This is a genomic window from Zoogloea dura (assembly GCF_012927165.1).
In the GTDB taxonomy this organism is placed as follows: domain Bacteria; phylum Pseudomonadota; class Gammaproteobacteria; order Burkholderiales; family Rhodocyclaceae; genus Zoogloea; species Zoogloea dura.
The window spans coordinates 1-15,817 of record NZ_JABBGA010000047.1 but is presented as its reverse complement, the minus strand read 5'-3'; the positions used below and the strand labels follow the sequence as shown (position 1 = coordinate 15,817).

Below are 15,817 nucleotides of genomic sequence, written 5' to 3'. Positions count from 1 at the left end.
GATCACCTGCGCATGGCCAAGGACCTGGGGGTCAACACCATCCGCGTGGCCACCCACTGCACCGAGGCCGATGTGTCCGAACAGCACATCACCCTGGCCAGGAAGCTCGACATGGACACCGTCGGTTTCCTGATGATGAGCCACATGAACAGCCCCGAAGGGCTGGTCACCCAGGCCAAGCTGATGGAAAGCTACGGCGCCAACTGCATCTACGTCACCGACTCGGCCGGCCACCTGCTGCCCGACGGCGTGAAGGCGCGCCTGAGCGCGGTGCGCGCGGCCCTCAAGCCGGAGACCGAGCTGGGCTTCCACGGCCACCACAACCTGGCCATGGGCGTGGCCAACAGCATCGCCGCCATCGAAGTAGGCGCCACGCGCATCGACGCGGCCGCCGCCGGCCTCGGCGCCGGGGCCGGCAACACCCCGATGGAAGTGCTGATCGCCGTGTGCAGCCTGATGGGCATCGAGACCGGGGTGGATGTGGCCAAGATCACCGACGTGGCCGAAGACCTGGTGATCCCGATCATGGACTTCCCGATCCGTATCGACCGCGACGCCCTCACGCTCGGCTACGCCGGCGTGTATGGCTCCTTCCTGCTCTTTGCCAAGCGCGCCTCGGTGAAGTACGGCATCCCGGCCCGCGACATCCTGGTCGAACTCGGCCGCCGCGGCATGGTGGGTGGGCAGGAGGACATGATCGAGGATACGGCCATCACCATGGCGCGGGCGCGGGGCCTGAGCGTATGAGCAAGGAGAGCAGCATGGAACTGCAGGACAAGGTCGTCATCGTCACTGGTGGCGGCAGCGGCATGGGCCGCGACGCCTGTCTGGCCCTGGCCCGGGCTGGCGCCCGGGTGGTGCTGGGCAACCGCCGCCAGGCCGAGGGCGAGGCGCTGGTGAAGGCCATCGGCGCGGCGGGTGGCACGGCCCTCTTCCGTGCCACCGACGTGTCGAAGCCGGCCGATTGCGCGGCCCTGGTGGCCCTGGCCACCGACCGCTTCGGCCGCCTCGACGGGGCCTTCAACAATGCCGGCCTGCAGCGCGAGTTCAACGACATCCACGCCACCCCCGACGAGGACATTGCCGACGTGATCGACATCAACCTCAAGGGCATCCTGTACATGATGAAGTACGAAGCCGCCGCCATGCTGGCCAGCGGCGGCGGCAGCATCGTGAACAACAGCTCGATCTTCGGCCTCAAGGCCATGCCGCGGCTGGCCTACTACGTGGCGGCCAAGCACGGCATCGTCGGTGCCACCCGGGCCGTGGCCCTCGACTACGCCGACCGCGGCATCCGCGTCAATGCGGTGTGCCCGGGCCCGATCAAGACCCCCAGCTACGACCGGGTCACCGGCGGCGACGACGAGATGTACTCCGGCGGCGTGCCCATGCACCGCATCGGCGCCCCCGGCGAGGTCAGCGCGGCGGTGCTGTGGCTGTTGTCGGACCGGGCCTCCTACGTCACCGGCGTGGCCCTGCCGGTGGATGGTGGCATGGCAGCCGCCTGAGCCCAGCTCTTCCAGCCCTTCCAGCCCTTCCATCACGCAGCGCATCCACCCCCAGGAGACGGAACCATGCAGAAGAAGCGCGTCAAGATGATCTTCCCGGTGCCCATGAGCGAGGCCACCCGCCCCCTCGTGGAATCCCAGTTGCCGCCGGGCATCCAGCGCCCGGACATCGAGGTGGCCTTCGTCGGCGCCGGCAGCACCATCACCCTGGCCGACAGCTATTACGACATGGCCCTGATGGAGCTGTCGGTGATCCAGGCCGGCCTGCAGGCCGAGGCCGAGGGCTTCGACGCGGTGTGCATCAACACGGTGAGCGATTCGGGCCTGGCCGCCCTGCGTTCGCGCCTGTCCATCCCGGTGCTGTCACCCGGCCAGAGCGCCTTCCACCTGGCCGCGATGATGGGCCACAAGTTCTCCATCCTGACCATGTGGGAGCGCTGGCTGCCGCTGTATCGCAAGGGGCTCAAGGAGTACGGCCTGGAATCCCGCCTCGCCTCGATCCGCTCGATCGAGGTCCGCCCGGACACCGAAGCCCTGCTCGCCGGCAAGGAGGACGTGGTCTTCGCCAGGCTGGAAGCCGCCGCCCGCCTGGCCATCGAAGAAGACGGCGCCGACGTGATCGTGCTCGGCTCCACCACCATGCACCAGTCCCACGCCTGGCTGGCCGAACGCCTGCCGGTGCCGGTGCTGAACCCGGGCGTGGTGGCCTACAAGCTGTGCGAGCTGTTCCTGGACCTGGGCCTGTGCCACAGCAAGAAGGCCTACCCTTCGCCGGAAAGCCTGAAGGACGGCGCCTTCCTGGCGGGGCCCTGAAGCAACGGGGTGGCGGAAGCCGCCCCGGCCCTCACCCCAGCCTCCACTCCCCCCTCAACCGTTGAGCATCTCCGGCGGGAAGCCGGTGCGCAGGGCCCCCCAGTGGCGGCCGCCGATGCGGATCGGCACCGAGATCTCGCACAGGCACTCGCCGGTGTCCCGCATATAGGTCTGCAGCAGGAAGCTCTGCTGGTTGCGGGCACTGCGCAGCCCGGCGGGATCATCGAAGATCCGCTTGTCGCGGCTCGTCACCAGATCCTTGGTCCGGTCGCCGGTGGGTGGCAGCGAGAAGCGGCGCATGTGGGTGGGCATATAACCCCGGTTGTCACAGGCGCAGCACAGGGTCACTCCCTGGGCATGCCGGGTGATGTGTTCGAAGATCTCCTGCATATCCTTCTCCACCGCCTGGTCGTAGCTGGTGTGGTACTTCTTCGGCTCCGTCCCGGGGATCAGGCGATAGTTCTGGTCGAACAGATCCAGGCCCCTGGAGGCCTGGCCTTCGAGGTACTGGGTCAGCTCCGCCGCCACCTCGAGGCAGCCATCCAGGATGCGGTCGAAGGTGCTGCCGTCGATGCGGAAGCGCGAGCCCAGCTCGTGGAGCCTCTCGGTATGGTCGCGCAGGCTGTTGGCGGCCCGCTCGGATTCCGCCATCTGGGCGCTGACCTGCTCGCTGAGCTGGCGGATGCGCTCGGTTTCGGCATAGGCCTGCTCGTTGGTATCACGGATATGCAGCACCGCGTCCGCCACCTGCTGCAAGGCATGCCCGGACTGCTCCAGCTCGCCCACCATCTCGCCGAAGTCGGTGGCCGAACGGGCCACCGCCTCGGCTGCAGAGGATGAATCGGCCTGGATGCGGACCATGTGGCTCTGGGTGTCGGCCACCAGCTCGAGCATGGTGCCGGTGCTCGCCGAAATGGTCTGGGTGGCCTGCTTGACCTTCTCGGCCAGCTTGCGCACCTCGTCGGCCACCACCGCAAAACCACGCCCGGCCTCACCGGCGCGGGCCGCCTCGATGGCCGCATTGAGGGCCAGCAGATTGGTCTGATCCGAGATCTCGTTGATCAGCTGGCCGATGTCGCGGACCTGCCGGGAATGATCGCTCAACTCGCCGACGGTACTGGAGAAGCCCTGGAAGTCGCCGGTGATGCGCCGGATGATGTCCACCACCGACTGCAGGTCGGCCTGGGAACGCTTCACCGAGGCGAGGTTCTGATCGGTGCTCTGGTGAATGCTGACCGCGTTGCCGGCCACCTGCTCCACCGAGCCGCGGGCATCGCGGCTGGCCTCGAAGAGGACGATGGCGGTCTTGTGCTGCTCGTCGGCCATCATGGCGGTCTGATGCACCGCGCGGGCCAGGCGGGCGCTGTCGAGGGCCGCCGAATTGCCCACCTGACGCAGGTCGCCCATCAGCCCGCGGGCCTGGCCGCGCAGAGCCTCGCCCAGGGATGCGCCACGGGCCGGCGTCCACGACTGAGCCAGGTCGATGCGCTGCCCGCCGATGGGCTCTGCCACCACGGCCACCTCCGCAGCCTGGCGGCGGCTGGCCCACCCATGCCAGCCCAGCAGGCCACCGGCCAGGGCCGTGAGGGCACTGGCGGCCAAGGCGAAGGCGGAGCCGCCCCCCTCGTACAGCTGCAACACCAGGGCAATGCTCAGGAGCAGGAGCGCGGCGGGCACGAGCCCGGACGGGACTGGCGGATTAACACCTTCGGACATGAATAGAACCTCTGGATCGGCCAATAAAATGGTCCGATCACTAACGTCCGCCCGCCGGGAATCTTTAAAATTTGTATCGCAACGCCTGCGACACGCCCCGGGATCTCAAAAGATCCGGGCCACATCCTGGAAGACAGGCCTCGCCACGGACATGGCCTCGACCACGTTGTCCAGCAGCACCCCGGCCACCCGCCCCTCGATGCGCCCCTGGCGGACCAGTGCCTCGATGAAGCCGCTGACCTGCGCCCCACTCAGCCCCTGGCGATAAGGCCGCTCCTGCACCATGGCCTGGAAGATGTCGGCCACCCGCAGGATCCGCGCCTCCAGGGGCAGGGCGCTCCCCTCAAGGTGAAAGGGATAGCCATTGCCGCCGGGCTCTTCGTGATGCCAGGCGGCCCAAGGCGCAATCTCATCCTCAAAGCCGTCGATGTTGCGCAGGATCTGGAAGGTCTCGAAGCTGTGGGTGTTGATGATGCGGCGCTCCCGCTCATCCAGCGCCGACGGCTTGTCGAGGATCTCGTCGGGCACCCGCAGCTTGCCCAGGTCGTGGAGCAGGCCGGCGATCTCCAGCTTGTCGCAGTTCTCCGGGCTCACCTCCAGGCGCTCGGCCAGGTAACGGGCAAGGCGCGACACGCCAAGGGAGTGCTCGGCCGTGAACGGACTCTTGGCATCGACGATGCGCGCGAAGATCACCGCCAGCTGGCGCAGCTCGGCCATGCTCGCCGGCCAGCTGCAGCTGCGGCCACGGCGCTCCAGCAGGCAAGCCTGCACGGCCCGCGGCTCGAGGGACAGCCAGAAGGCCTCGGTCCGCGACGCCTCCAGAAACACCGCCACCCAGTCGGGATGGAAATAACTGCCCGCGTGCCCGGCGATGGTGGCGCGGATGCCGGCGGTCGCATCGAGGAGGGTGTTATCGGCGTAATGGGAGGCCGACAAGGCATCCACCCGGTCCACCAGGAAGATCAGGTTGGCCTGGCGGGCCAGCTTGGGTGCCACATCCAGGTGCTGCAGGTCTTCCCAGCGGGTGTGGTGGTAGCGCACCGGCAAGGCCATCGCAGCCAGAGGCGGAAAACCCGCCAGCAAGGCATCGCCCACCTGGCAATGGACCTGCGAGCCCTCCCAGTCGAACAGCTCCACGAGATGGGCATGGGTGCGGGTCGAAGACACCCCAATATCGTGGAGCAGCCCAAGATCGAACAGGAAGTCGGCCTCGTCCTCCGGCAGGCCGGCAACCCGGGCACAGGCGGCCGCCATGATGCCCACGCGCTTGCCGTGGGCCACATCATCGACCCCCACCAGGTCGAGGGCATCGGACAAGGCATGGATCACATGACGCAGATCGGCGTTGATACTCATGGCGGCACCTTCCTGGGGAAGCAGCGGGACACGGACGGCATGACAGGGATAACGTCCCCCGTAGCGCCGGCTGAAGCCGCTTTCAGCGGGCCCGCCATTCCGTCGGCGTGAAACCCGTCTCCTGGCGGAACATGTAGGCAAAGGCCGATGGCGAGGCATAGCCCAGCTCCAGGGCAATATCGGTGACGCTGCGCCCGCCGCCCAGCCATTCGATGGCCCGGAACAAGCGCAGGCGCTGGCGCCATTCGCGCAGGCCGAGCCCGGTCTCCTTCTCGAAGCGGCGCGCCAGGGTCCGCCCCGAGGCGCCCAGCTCGGCGCCCCACTCCTCTGCCCCCCGCGGGTCGGCCGGGCTGCCGTAGAGCGTCTCGCAGACCTTGCGCAGCATGGCGCTGCGCGGCCATGGCAGGTGAAAATCGAGCACCGCGAGGCGTGGCAGCTGGGCCAGGATCAGCCCGTTCACCTGCCCGATGTAGGCCTCGTCCTCGGTGCCCTGCCGGCTGATGTCCACCAGCTCGACGATCAGCGCCCGCAGCAGCGGCGTCACCGCCAGCGCGGTACAGCGTGAAGGCATGCCCAGGCCCGGCAGGTCGGCCACGTAGAGATTGCGGAAGTCGGCCCCGTGCAGCGCCCCGGTGGTGTGGAGCAGCCCGGTCGGCACCCAGATCGCCTGCTCGGGGGTGATCACATGCCAGCTGTCCTCGACCGTCACCACCAGGGTGCCCGAGGTGGCATACACGAACTGGTTCCAGCGATGGCTGTGGAAGGGAAAGATGTGGCGGGCCGGCAGGCTCTGGGAGCGCAACACCACCGGGCGCGGCAGCGCGTCCATCTCGGGCACCTCCACCGAGGTCCAGCCTGCCTCAAAATCCATGGCCACCATCCTGTCGTTTCATCGACATCGATAGTCGCCCTGTCGAAGGCAGGCCGTCAACGCAGCCCGTAGCATGCATCTCACAATAACCATACGAGAGAACAGCATGCACGCGTCGTCCACCGCCCTGCCCGCCGCCACGGCCGGCGAGCGCTACCGGGTCATCTTTGCCGGCATCTGCGCCCTGATCCTCACCGTCGGCCTGGCCCGCTTTGCCTACACCCCGCTGCTGCCCATCATGCGTGGCGAGGCCGGCCTCAGCGACCTGGCCGGCGGCTGGCTGGCCACCTTCAACTACGCCGGCTACATCACCGGCGCCATCGCCGCGGCCACCATCAGCGACCTGGGCCGCAAGTTCGTGCTGTACCGCTGGGGCCTGGTGGTGGCAGTGGCCAGCACCGCCGCCATGGGGCTGACCCAGGACCTCAACCTGTGGGTGGCCCTGCGCTTCGTCTCCGGCCTGTCCAGCACCGCTGGCCTGCTCATCGCCTCCGGCCTGGTGCTCAACTGGCTGATCCGCCATGGCCACAAGCCGGAGCTGGGCCTGCACTTCGCCGGCATCGGCCTGGGCATCGTGGTGTCGGGCCTGGCAGTGGCCGCGATGGTCGGCCACCTGGCCTGGGACGGCCAGTGGATCGGCCTGGGCATCCTCGGCGTGCTGTTCTTCCTGCCCGCCTGGCTGTGGCTGCCGGCCCCCGCGGCAGTGCATGCCCAGGGCGCCAGGGCCCTGCCGCCGCCGCCCTCCAGGCGCTGGATGCAGCTCTTCATCGCCGCCTACTTCTGCGCCGGCTTCGGCTATGTGATCAGCGCCACCTTCATCATCGCCATTGTCGAGAAGCTGCCCCTGCTGGCCGGCAAGGGCGGCTGGGTGTGGGTCATCGTCGGCCTCGCCGCCGCGCCCTCCTGCTTTCTATGGGACCGCATCTCCTCCGCCTGGGGGCAGATCCCGGCCCTGCTGCTGGCCTACGGCCTGCAGATCGTCTCGATCCTGCTGCCGGCCCTGTCCGACGGCACCGGCGCCAACCTGGCCAGCGCGGTGCTGTATGGCGGCACCTTCGTCGGCATTGTCAGCCTGACCCTGTCGATCATCGGCCGCTGCTTCCCGGCCAACCCGGCCAAGGCGATGGCCCGCCTCACCCTGAGCTACGGCGTGGCGCAGATCGTCGCTCCCGCCATGGCCGGCTACATCGCCACCGCCACCGGCAGCTACCAGGGCGCGCTGTTCGTGGCTGCCGCGGTGATGCTGGCGGGCATGGCCTTCCTGCTGGCGGTGGGGCGTCAGGAGAGTCGGCAGCAACAGCACCCCCCCCGGTAAAGGGGGGTCGTGCGGGCGGCGCCCCTGATTACGCAATCACCAGCGTCACATCAATGTTGCCGCGGGTGGCATTGGAGTACGGGCAGACGATGTGGGCCTTGTCCACCAGGGCCCTGGCCTGATCCGCCGGCACACCGGGCAGGCTGATGGTCAGCTCCACCTGGATGCCGAAGCCGGTGGGAATGGCGCCGATGCCAACCTTGCCAGTGATCTGCGCATCGGCGGGCAGGGCCACCTTGCCCTGGGCCGCCACAAACTTGAGCGCCCCCAGGAAGCAGGCCGAATAGCCCGCCGCAAACAACTGCTCCGGATTGGTGCCCGGGCCGCCGGCACCACCCAGCTCGCGCGGGGTGGACAACTGCACGTCCAGCACCTTGTCGGAAGAAACGGCACGGCCTTCACGACCGCCGGTGGCCACCGCTTCGGCGGTGTAGAGGATCTTTTCGATGGACATGGATGACTCCTTGATCTGATTGAGCGTTGCAGTAAAAGCCGGTTGGCAGGACGTACTTTACCCACCGACCCCATACGCATTGCTACAATAAATCTCGAAAACACCACCAAGAGTATCAAACATGACCGATCGCCTGGCGGCACTGCTGGATCACTTCGCCATCACCGCCCGGGTCTTTCACAGCGGCGCCCTGTGCGGCATCAACGACCTGCCGGGTGACGGGGACACCGGCCAGCTGCACCTGATACGCCAGGGCGCGGTGGATGTCCTGCACGGCGGCGTGCTGGCAGCCCGCATCAGTGAGCCCTCCCTGCTGCTCTACCCGCTGCCCATGGCCCACCGCTTCGTCACCGACGCAGCCCATGGCGCCGACTTCGCCTGCGCCAGGCTGCGCTTCGAAGGCGGCCCGGCCAACCCCCTTGCCGCCGCCCTGCCCCCCTTCCTGCACCTGCCCCTCAGCGCACTGCAGGGCGCAGGCCCCGTCCTCGAACTGCTCTTCGCGGAAGCCTCCGCCCGCCACTGCGGACGCGAAGCCATGCTGGACCGGCTCTTCGAGGTGGTGTTGATCCAGGTGCTGCGCCAGCTCATGGAAGCCGGCCAGATCCAGGTCGGCATGCTGGCCGGGCTGGCCCACCCCCGCCTGCGCCTGGCCCTGGTGGCCATGCACGACGACCCGGCCCGCGACTGGTCCCTCGACGCCCTGGCCGAAACCGCCGGCATGTCCCGCAGCGTGTTTGCCAACACCTTCCGCGAGCGGGTCGGCAGCACCCCGCTGGCCTATCTCCAGGCCTGGCGCATCAGCCTCGCCCAGCGCGCCCTGCGCCAGGGCCGTTCGCTCAAATGGGTCTCGGCCAGCGTGGGCTATGGCAGCGAAGCCGCCTTCTCCCGGGCGTTCAAGGCCTGCAACGGCGTGTCACCCCGCCAGTGGCTGGCCAGCCGGGAATAGGGGCGACATCAGCCGTTCGTGACGATCACCCGGCCCTGCGTGGCTTCGGTGAGGCGTTGGGCGAGCGCATGGCGGGCCGGGTCGTCGCCGTGGATCAGGCGGACTTCCCGGGGCCAGCGGCGCATGCGGGTGATGAAGCGGACCAGATCGTTCTGGTCCGCGTGGGCGGAATAGCCGCTCAGGGAATGGATGCCGGCGCGGATCTCGTAGCGTTCGCCGTCGAGCACCACATAGCCCCCCTTAGGCCCGAAGTCCTGGATGACGCTGCCCGGCGTGCCGCGGGCCTGGTAGCCCACAAACAGCACATCGTGGCGCGGGTCGTGGAGCATGGCCTTGAGATAGTGGGTGACCCGCCCGCCGGCACACATGCCGCTGGCGGCGATCACCACCGCCGGCTCGCCGCTGCGGGCCAGGCGCCGCACATTGGCCTCGTGGTCGGCATGGCCTTCGATGGCCACCAGTTGGTCGAAGCCCAGCGGCCGCCGCCCGGCCCGCACCCGCGCCAGAGCCTCGGCGTCCCAGTAAGGCTGCAGCTCCCGGTACAACTCGGTGAAGCGCTCGGCCAGGGGTGAATCAAGGTAGAAGCGCAGGCGCGCCCACTGCGCCGCGTGGCGCCCCGGCCGCTGGCGCTGGCGGTAGAGGATGTCCTCGAACTCATACAACAGCTCCTGGGTGCGCCCGATGCTGAAGGCCGGGATGATCACCGTGCCGCCATTGCCCAGCGCCTTCTCCACCACCGCCTGCAGCCGCTCCCGGCGGGTGCTGCGCGTGTCGTGCATGCGGTCGCCGTAGGTGCTCTCCAGCACCACCACATCGGCCGCCCAGGGCGACTGCGGCGCCGGCAGCAAGGGCGCGTAAGGCGCCCCCAGATCCCCGGAGAACACCACCCGCAGGGATTCGCCATCCGGCCGCCTTAGATCGCACTCCACATAGGCCGCCCCCAGGATGTGCCCGGCCCGCTGCAGGCGGATCCGGCAGCGCCCGCCCGGCCCTTCATACACGGTCTGCCAGGTCTTCCACGGCAGGGGCCGCAGACGCGACTCCACCATCTGCAGGTAGCGCTCCACCAGGCGGGCGTTTCGCGTCACCCCCATGGCAAAGGCATCTGCCAGCACCGCCGGCAGCAGGCGCGCCGACGGCTCGCTGCAGAAGATCGGCCCATGAAAGCCCGCCGCCATCAACCACGGCAGCCGCCCCACGTGATCCACATGCACATGCGTGAGCACCAGCGCCCGCACCCGGTCGACCGGAAAGGTGTATTCCAGGTCGTGCGCGCCCGTCATGCCGTCCGGCGACGTCTCCGCCCCCTGGAACAAACCGCAGTCGACCATCAGGCTGTAGGTGTCATCCATGAAGAACTGATGACACGACCCTGTGACGCCCTTGAAGGCGCCGTGATGAATGATGTGAGCGTCCATGGAGGCAAAGTGTAATTGCCATTCGCATAACCAAGCAACCCACAATGGGCACTCCATCTGCCGGGGCGTCCGGGCGCCGGCCCTGTAAAACCCGGCCCGTTCCCCCTTTCAGACCAGAGTTGCCAAATCCCTCACACCCGCACCAGGCCTCGCTCTCCGGCCTGTGACTTTATTGGCCGGCCACGCTTCCGAGAAACGGTAATTTACAAACCAGCCCCAAGGACATCTCATTACCCTTACTTCTTCGACATCCAGCCCATGAAAAAACTTGCCCTGCTCGCCGCCACCGCCCTCCTGACCACCACCGCCCACGCCGGCATCACCCAGGTGTTCAACGTAGGCGCCCTTGGCTCCGGCCCGCTCAAGGTCGAGAATTTTGAAGACGGCACCTTTGTCTCCGGCATCAGCTTCACCGCCCCCAACGGTATCCAGCGCATGAGCAGCAGCTCGGCCAGCGGCGGCGTCACCACCTCCGGCACCATGGGCCTCACCACCAACATGTACGGCCAGGCCATCACCATGAACTTCAGCACCCCGGCCAGCGCCATCGGCCTGTACTTCGGCAATGACGACCGCTGCTGCAGCTCCGGCTTCACCGCCTACATGGACATCTTCGGCACCGCCGGGCTGCTCGGCACCATCGGTGTGGCGGCCAACATGAACGACTACGTGGACCAGTTCCTGGGCTTCACCAGCGACCAGGACGTGACCCGCGTGACCCTGCGCTATGGCAGCGGCAACGTCGGCCTCTACCACTTCATCGACGACGTTACCTTCGGCGCCGCCCCCAGCAAGATCCCCGAACCCACCACCCTCTCCATGATGGCCGTCGCCCTCGCCGGCCTGGGCATCGCCCGCCGCAAGAAGGCCTGAGCACAGACACCCGCGCACCGGCCCCGGTGCGCCGAAGTACAGGGGCGGCTCCAGCCGCCCCCATCGACCAGCCCCCTATCCGCTGAATACCTCAATCAGGCTCACCTCGTCACGCAACGCACGTTCGCGCACAAACGCCAGGCGGCGGGCTTCGTCGTCTTCCGAGAGGTGCTGCAGTTCCTCCATCGCCTGACGGACTGCGGGGTGGGTGATGGTGCCCATCGTGCTTTCCTCCTGCCAGTGTTCGAACCAGGCGATCCACGCCGACAGCGCACCAGCTTGCTGGAGCAGCCGATCACTGGCTTGAGTCTGGTGTCGCCGTCCCCGTTCTTCAACTGGTTGGCCAGGGTGCGCGCCAGGTAGTAAGTACTCCGGGCATTCCAGCCCGCGTGACGGCGTGCCTGCATCTCGATGTTGTAGAACCGCCCCGATGCGTCGCGGCCGAGCACGTCGAGCACGATGAACTTGCCCCTGAGCTCATCCGGATCAATGCGCGGCTTGAGGACCTCCGTGACTTCGACGGGCGGCCCGAACCCGTCAACCCGGATTGCATACGCAATTGCCATAGAAGCCCATTTTGAGCATCATCCAGGCAGTCCACTCCATTGCCCGGAAAATGCCCAACCATCCGCAGCCCTCCTTCCCCCGCATCCTCTCGTCTCGCGGCCTCTGTTGCACCCGGCGCGGCGGCTACGTCATCCCTCGCGGCCCCTGCCTCAGCTCTAAGAACGATTGCGAGACGTCTGGCAATCGCTGCGAGACGTCTGGCAGCTCCCGCCAGACATCTGGCAAGCGCTGCGGGACCTCTGGCTGCTTCCGCCAGACATCTGGCAATCACTGCGAGACGTCTGGCAGCTCCCGCCAGGCATCTGGCAATCGCTGCGAGAGGTCTGGCAGCTCCCGCCAGGCATCTGGCAAGCGCTGCGGGACATCTGGCAGCTCCCGCCAGACATCTGGCAATCGCTGCGAGACATCTGGCAGCTCCCGCCAGGCATCTGGCAATCGCTGCCAGCAACGCCTTTCCTGCCCGGCCCGCCCTGGGCCAACCTCGCTTCACCCCACCAACCGATAGGAGACACACCCATGCCCAAGAGCTATTACCTGCCCGGCGACGACAGCGGCAAGGCCGAACTGCTCGAACTCCTGGCAAGCCAGCTACCCATGTACGCAGAACAACTCGGGCTCACCGCAGAGGACACCAGCGAAGTACAAGCCGATGCCGAGGCCTTTCGATACACCCTCGCCGTCCTCAACCAGATCCAGAACAGCAGCAAGCAATGGACTGCGCACAAGAACATCCTCCGCGACAGCGACACCGGCGGCCCCGTGCCCTCCTTCCCGCCGTTCATGGAAGTACCTGCCAAGATCCCGGCCGCCATCCCCAAGGGCATCGTGCCGCGGCTCACCCGCCTCGTCGCCCGCATCAAATCGTCCCGCAACTACACCGAAGCCATCGGCCAGGCCCTCGGCCTCGTCGGCTCCATCAAGTCCATCGACCCCAGCAGCTGGAAACCCGAACTCACCGCCACCCTCGAAGCCAACCATCCGCAAATCGCCTGGCCCAAGGGGCACGCCGACTCCCTGGAGATCATGGTGGACCGCGGCGACGACAAAGGCTTCGTTCCCCTCACCATCACCACCTCCCCGCGCTATTCCGACACCAGCCCCGTTCCCGCCCACACCGCCGTCTGGCACTACAAGGGCATCTACCGCCTGAAGGACGAACAGGTCGGGCAATGGAGCAACGTGCAGAGCATTGCGGTCGGCGGGTAAGGAGCCAAGGCACCGTGGGCGGCTGAAGCCGCCCTTACACCCCTCCTCCCCGCCGCCACAACCCAAACAGGGCGTAGCCAGCGCCGCGGATGCACATGCCCGCGGCGCTGCCGCATACAATGCGACCGTGCTTTTTTTTGAGGCACATACCGTCCATCAACCCTGATGCCACGCCCGGCGCACCATGCAAACTCAAGGCAGAAAGATCTACGTCGCAGGCCACCGCGGAATGGTGGGTGCCGCGATCGTCCGGCAGCTGGAGAAAGCCGGGTGCCGCAACATCATCACCCGCACCCACGCCCAGCTCGACCTCACCAGCCAGGCCGATGTAGCCGCTTTCTTCAAGGCGGAACAGCCCGATCAGGTGTATCTGGCAGCAGCCAAGGTAGGCGGCATCCACGCCAACAATGCCTACCCGGCCGACTTCATCTACCAGAACCTGATGATCCAGGCCAACGTCATCCACGCCGCCCACACCCACGGCGTGCACAAGCTGCTCTTCCTCGGCTCCAGCTGTATCTACCCCAAGGCCGTGGCCCAGCCCATGCGCGAAGACGCGCTGCTCACCGGCGTGCTCGAGCCCACCAACGAGCCCTACGCCGTGGCCAAGATTGCCGGCATCAAGCTCTGCGAAAGCTACAACCGCCAGTACGGGCGCGACTACCGCAGCGTGATGCCCACCAACCTCTACGGCCCGGGCGACAACTACCACCTGGAAAACAGCCACGTGCTGCCGGCCATGATCCGCAAGTTCCACCTGGCCAAGCTGGCCCAGGCCGGCGACCTGGACAGCATCCGGCGTGACGAGCAGGCCTATGGCCCCATCCCCGCCGACATCCGCGCCATGATCGGGCTGGACCCGGCCGGCACACGGCTGTCTGGTGAGGTCAAGGTATGCCTGTGGGGCACCGGCACCCCCTACAGGGAATTCCTGCACGTAGACGACATGGCCGCCGCCAGCGTCTTTGTGCTGAACCTGGACGACGAAACCTACGCCCGCAACACCCAGCCCATGCTCAGCCACATCAACGTGGGCTTCGGCAGCGACATCACCATCCGCGAAGCCGCCCACGCCGTGGCCCGCCAGGTGGGCTACCAGGGCAGCATCGAATTCGACTCCACCAAGCCCGACGGCACCTTCCGCAAACTCATGGACAGCACGCGCCTGCAGCAACTTGGCTGGCAGGCCCGCATCGACTTCGACAGCGGCCTCGAAACCACCTACGCAGACTATTTGAGCGGCTATGGCCGCAGCAGCAAACAAGGACAGCCCGCATGACCGCCCCCGCAAGAAAAATCGCCCTCATCACCGGCGTAACCGGCCAGGACGGCGCCTACCTCGCCGAACTCCTGCTTGAAAAGGGCTATGAAGTGCATGGCATCAAGCGCCGCAGCAGCCTCTTCAACACCGACCGCATCGACCACCTCTACCAGGACCCGCATGTAAAGGATCGCCGCTTCATCCTCCACCACGGCGACCTCACCGACTCCACCAGCCTGATCCGCATCATCCAGCAGGTGCAGCCCGACGAAATCTACAACCTCGCCGCCCAGTCCCACGTGGCCGTGAGCTTTGAAGAGCCCGAATACACCGCCAACGCCGACGGCATCGGCACCCTGCGCATCCTCGAAGCCATCCGCATCCTCAAGCTCGAGAAGAAAACCCGCTTCTACCAGGCCTCAACCTCCGAGCTCTACGGCCTGGTGCAGGAAACCCCGCAGAAGGAAACCACCCCCTTCTACCCCCGCAGCCCCTACGCCGTGGCCAAGCTCTACGCCTACTGGATCACCGTAAACTACCGCGAGGCCTACGGCATCTACGCCTGCAACGGCATCCTGTTCAACCACGAAAGCCCCCTGCGCGGCGAAACCTTCGTCACCCGCAAGATCACCCGCGCCATTGCACGCATCGCCCTCGGCCTGCAGGATTGCCTCTACCTCGGCAACCTCAGCGCCCTGCGCGACTGGGGCCACGCCCGCGACTACGTCGAAATGCAGTGGCTCATGCTGCAGCAGGACACCCCGGAAGACTTCGTCATTGCCACCGGCAAGCAGCACAGCGTGCGCGAATTCGTGCAATTTGCCGCCGCCGAGCTGGGCATTGGCATCCGCTTCGAAGGCAGCGGCGAACAGGAAGTGGGCATCATCGAATCTGTCGACGGCAGCGAACTCAAATGCAAACCGGGCGACACCATCGTGCGCGTGGACCCGAGATACTTCCGCCCCACCGAAGTTGAAACCCTGCTGGGCGACCCCACCAAAGCCAAGACCAAACTCGGCTGGGAACCCAAAACCACCGTAAAGGAACTGGTCGCCGAGATGGTGCGGGCCGACTTCTCCGCCGCCAAATGCGACGCCCTGGTAAAGAGCGCCGGCTACAAGGCATTCGACCGGCACGAATGATGTAGGGGCTGCACAGGGGCGGCGTCAGCCGCCCCTTCAAGTCACTACCCCCGCCCGTACTTGTCCTCAAAGCGCACGATGTCATCCTCACCGAGGTAGCTGCCCGACTGCACCTCGATGATCTCCAGCGGCACCTTGCCCGGGTTGGCCAGGCGATGCACATGGCCCAGCGGGATGTAGGTGGATTCGTTCTCGCCCAGCAGGAAGGTCTTCTCCCCGTTGGTCACCTCGGCGGTGCCCTTCACCACGATCCAGTGCTCGGCCCGGTGGTGGTGCATCTGCAGGCTCAGCCGCGCGCCCGGGTTGACCACGATGCGCTTCACCTGGAAACGCTCGCCGTTGTCGATGGAGTCGTACCAGCCCCACGGCCG

16 protein-coding genes and 1 pseudogene are annotated in these 15,817 nt (G+C 66.9%); 9 read left to right on the top strand and 8 right to left on the bottom strand.

Annotation, left to right across the window (positions count from 1 at the left end):
• The 3 genes from dmpG to HHL15_RS25295 all read left to right on the top strand — a co-directional run.
• Window positions 1-747 (top strand): 4-hydroxy-2-oxovalerate aldolase (gene dmpG / locus HHL15_RS25305; protein WP_169148561.1); only part of this gene is annotated, 747 nt, incomplete at its 5' end.
• A gap of 14 nt (window positions 748-761) precedes the next feature.
• The gene (locus tag HHL15_RS25300) at window positions 762-1,508 is read left to right on the top strand and encodes an SDR family NAD(P)-dependent oxidoreductase (RefSeq protein ID WP_169148560.1); all 747 of its coding nucleotides are present in this window, start codon (window positions 762-764) and stop codon (window positions 1,506-1,508) included.
• A gap of 66 nt (window positions 1,509-1,574) precedes the next feature.
• The gene (locus HHL15_RS25295) at window positions 1,575-2,321 is read left to right on the top strand and encodes an aspartate/glutamate racemase family protein (protein ID WP_169148559.1); all 747 of its coding nucleotides are present in this window, start codon (window positions 1,575-1,577) and stop codon (window positions 2,319-2,321) included.
• Between the two features lie 54 nt (window positions 2,322-2,375).
• Here HHL15_RS25295 and HHL15_RS26270 read toward each other — a convergent pair whose 3' ends face one another.
• The 3 genes from HHL15_RS26270 to HHL15_RS25280 all read right to left on the bottom strand — a co-directional run bounded on the left by HHL15_RS26270 (window position 2,376) and on the right by HHL15_RS25280 (window position 6,264).
• Complete coding sequence (locus HHL15_RS26270) at window positions 2,376-4,037, bottom strand: methyl-accepting chemotaxis protein (RefSeq protein ID WP_206198970.1); 1,662 nt, start codon at window positions 4,035-4,037, stop codon at window positions 2,376-2,378.
• Window positions 4,038-4,142: 105 nt separating this feature from the next.
• A complete protein-coding gene (locus HHL15_RS25285; RefSeq protein WP_169148558.1) occupies window positions 4,143-5,393 on the bottom strand; it encodes an HD-GYP domain-containing protein in 1,251 nt (416 codons plus the stop codon).
• A gap of 82 nt (window positions 5,394-5,475) precedes the next feature.
• Window positions 5,476-6,264 carry an AraC family transcriptional regulator gene (locus tag HHL15_RS25280; RefSeq protein WP_169148557.1) on the bottom strand — a complete coding sequence of 263 codons (789 nt, stop codon included), beginning with the start codon at window positions 6,262-6,264 and terminating at the stop codon, window positions 5,476-5,478.
• A gap of 106 nt (window positions 6,265-6,370) precedes the next feature.
• Between HHL15_RS25280 and HHL15_RS25275 the strand changes: the two genes are divergently transcribed.
• The gene (locus tag HHL15_RS25275; RefSeq protein WP_169148556.1) at window positions 6,371-7,579 is read left to right on the top strand and encodes a YbfB/YjiJ family MFS transporter; all 1,209 of its coding nucleotides are present in this window, start codon (window positions 6,371-6,373) and stop codon (window positions 7,577-7,579) included.
• A 28-nt stretch (window positions 7,580-7,607) separates the two neighbouring features.
• Here HHL15_RS25275 and HHL15_RS25270 read toward each other — a convergent pair whose 3' ends face one another.
• The gene (locus tag HHL15_RS25270) at window positions 7,608-8,033 is read right to left on the bottom strand and encodes an organic hydroperoxide resistance protein (RefSeq protein WP_169148555.1); all 426 of its coding nucleotides are present in this window, start codon (window positions 8,031-8,033) and stop codon (window positions 7,608-7,610) included.
• Window positions 8,034-8,154: 121 nt separating this feature from the next.
• Here HHL15_RS25270 and HHL15_RS25265 point away from each other — a divergent pair, with 121 nt between their 5' ends.
• Complete coding sequence (locus tag HHL15_RS25265; protein ID WP_169148554.1) at window positions 8,155-8,979, top strand: AraC family transcriptional regulator; 825 nt, start codon at window positions 8,155-8,157, stop codon at window positions 8,977-8,979.
• Between the two features lie 8 nt (window positions 8,980-8,987).
• Here the strand turns inward: HHL15_RS25265 and HHL15_RS25260 are convergent, their stop codons facing one another.
• Complete coding sequence (locus tag HHL15_RS25260; protein WP_235943669.1) at window positions 8,988-10,331, bottom strand: MBL fold metallo-hydrolase RNA specificity domain-containing protein; 1,344 nt, start codon at window positions 10,329-10,331, stop codon at window positions 8,988-8,990.
• 324 nt (window positions 10,332-10,655) lie between these two features.
• Between HHL15_RS25260 and HHL15_RS25255 the strand changes: the two genes are divergently transcribed.
• Window positions 10,656-11,270, top strand: coding sequence for a PEP-CTERM sorting domain-containing protein (locus HHL15_RS25255; protein WP_169148552.1), 615 nt, complete (start codon window positions 10,656-10,658; stop codon window positions 11,268-11,270).
• Between the two features lie 75 nt (window positions 11,271-11,345).
• Here HHL15_RS25255 and HHL15_RS26670 read toward each other — a convergent pair whose 3' ends face one another.
• Both HHL15_RS26670 and HHL15_RS27075 read right to left on the bottom strand, forming a co-directional pair.
• Window positions 11,346-11,492 (bottom strand): hypothetical protein, encoded by a 147-nt coding sequence (locus HHL15_RS26670; protein ID WP_235943668.1) that lies wholly within the window; start codon window positions 11,490-11,492, stop codon window positions 11,346-11,348.
• A gap of 83 nt (window positions 11,493-11,575) precedes the next feature.
• A pseudogene (locus HHL15_RS27075) lies at window positions 11,576-11,836 on the bottom strand (PD-(D/E)XK nuclease family transposase); the annotation flags it as partial.
• A 517-nt stretch (window positions 11,837-12,353) separates the two neighbouring features.
• Between HHL15_RS27075 and HHL15_RS25245 the strand changes: the two are divergent.
• The 3 genes from HHL15_RS25245 to gmd all read left to right on the top strand — a co-directional run bounded on the left by HHL15_RS25245 (window position 12,354) and on the right by gmd (window position 15,446).
• Window positions 12,354-13,043, top strand: coding sequence for a hypothetical protein (locus HHL15_RS25245; protein ID WP_169148550.1), 690 nt, complete (start codon window positions 12,354-12,356; stop codon window positions 13,041-13,043).
• A 184-nt stretch (window positions 13,044-13,227) separates the two neighbouring features.
• The gene (locus HHL15_RS25240; RefSeq protein ID WP_169148549.1) at window positions 13,228-14,322 is read left to right on the top strand and encodes a GDP-L-fucose synthase family protein; all 1,095 of its coding nucleotides are present in this window, start codon (window positions 13,228-13,230) and stop codon (window positions 14,320-14,322) included.
• Window positions 14,319-15,446 (top strand): GDP-mannose 4,6-dehydratase, encoded by a 1,128-nt coding sequence (gene gmd / locus HHL15_RS25235; RefSeq protein WP_169148548.1) that lies wholly within the window; start codon window positions 14,319-14,321, stop codon window positions 15,444-15,446. The genes HHL15_RS25240 and gmd overlap by 4 nt, the downstream gene beginning before the upstream one ends.
• Before the next feature lie 44 nt (window positions 15,447-15,490).
• Here the strand turns inward: gmd and HHL15_RS25230 are convergent.
• On the bottom strand, window positions 15,491-15,817 hold a 327-nt coding region (locus HHL15_RS25230; protein ID WP_169148171.1), incomplete at its 5' end, for a cupin domain-containing protein.

What these genes read in the sequence shown, in the direction of transcription:
- HHL15_RS25240 (WP_169148549.1), top strand. Translation starts at nt 13,228, where the DNA reads ATGCAAACTCAAGGCAGAAAGATCTACGTCGCAGGCCACCGCGGAATG.
- HHL15_RS25260 (WP_235943669.1), bottom strand. Translation starts at nt 10,331, where the DNA reads ATGGATGACACCTACAGCCTGATGGTCGACTGCGGTTTGTTCCAGGGG.
- HHL15_RS26270 (WP_206198970.1), bottom strand. Translation starts at nt 4,037, where the DNA reads ATGTCCGAAGGTGTTAATCCGCCAGTCCCGTCCGGGCTCGTGCCCGCC.
- gmd (WP_169148548.1), top strand. Translation starts at nt 14,319, where the DNA reads ATGACCGCCCCCGCAAGAAAAATCGCCCTCATCACCGGCGTAACCGGC.
- HHL15_RS25300 (WP_169148560.1), top strand. Translation starts at nt 762, where the DNA reads ATGGAACTGCAGGACAAGGTCGTCATCGTCACTGGTGGCGGCAGCGGC.
- HHL15_RS25275 (WP_169148556.1), top strand. Translation starts at nt 6,371, where the DNA reads ATGCACGCGTCGTCCACCGCCCTGCCCGCCGCCACGGCCGGCGAGCGC.
- HHL15_RS25295 (WP_169148559.1), top strand. Translation starts at nt 1,575, where the DNA reads ATGCAGAAGAAGCGCGTCAAGATGATCTTCCCGGTGCCCATGAGCGAG.
- HHL15_RS25285 (WP_169148558.1), bottom strand. Translation starts at nt 5,393, where the DNA reads ATGAGTATCAACGCCGATCTGCGTCATGTGATCCATGCCTTGTCCGAT.
- HHL15_RS26670 (WP_235943668.1), bottom strand. Translation starts at nt 11,492, where the DNA reads ATGGGCACCATCACCCACCCCGCAGTCCGTCAGGCGATGGAGGAACTG.
- HHL15_RS25270 (WP_169148555.1), bottom strand. Translation starts at nt 8,033, where the DNA reads ATGTCCATCGAAAAGATCCTCTACACCGCCGAAGCGGTGGCCACCGGC.
- HHL15_RS25280 (WP_169148557.1), bottom strand. Translation starts at nt 6,264, where the DNA reads ATGGATTTTGAGGCAGGCTGGACCTCGGTGGAGGTGCCCGAGATGGAC.
- HHL15_RS25265 (WP_169148554.1), top strand. Translation starts at nt 8,155, where the DNA reads ATGACCGATCGCCTGGCGGCACTGCTGGATCACTTCGCCATCACCGCC.
- HHL15_RS25255 (WP_169148552.1), top strand. Translation starts at nt 10,656, where the DNA reads ATGAAAAAACTTGCCCTGCTCGCCGCCACCGCCCTCCTGACCACCACC.
- HHL15_RS25245 (WP_169148550.1), top strand. Translation starts at nt 12,354, where the DNA reads ATGCCCAAGAGCTATTACCTGCCCGGCGACGACAGCGGCAAGGCCGAA.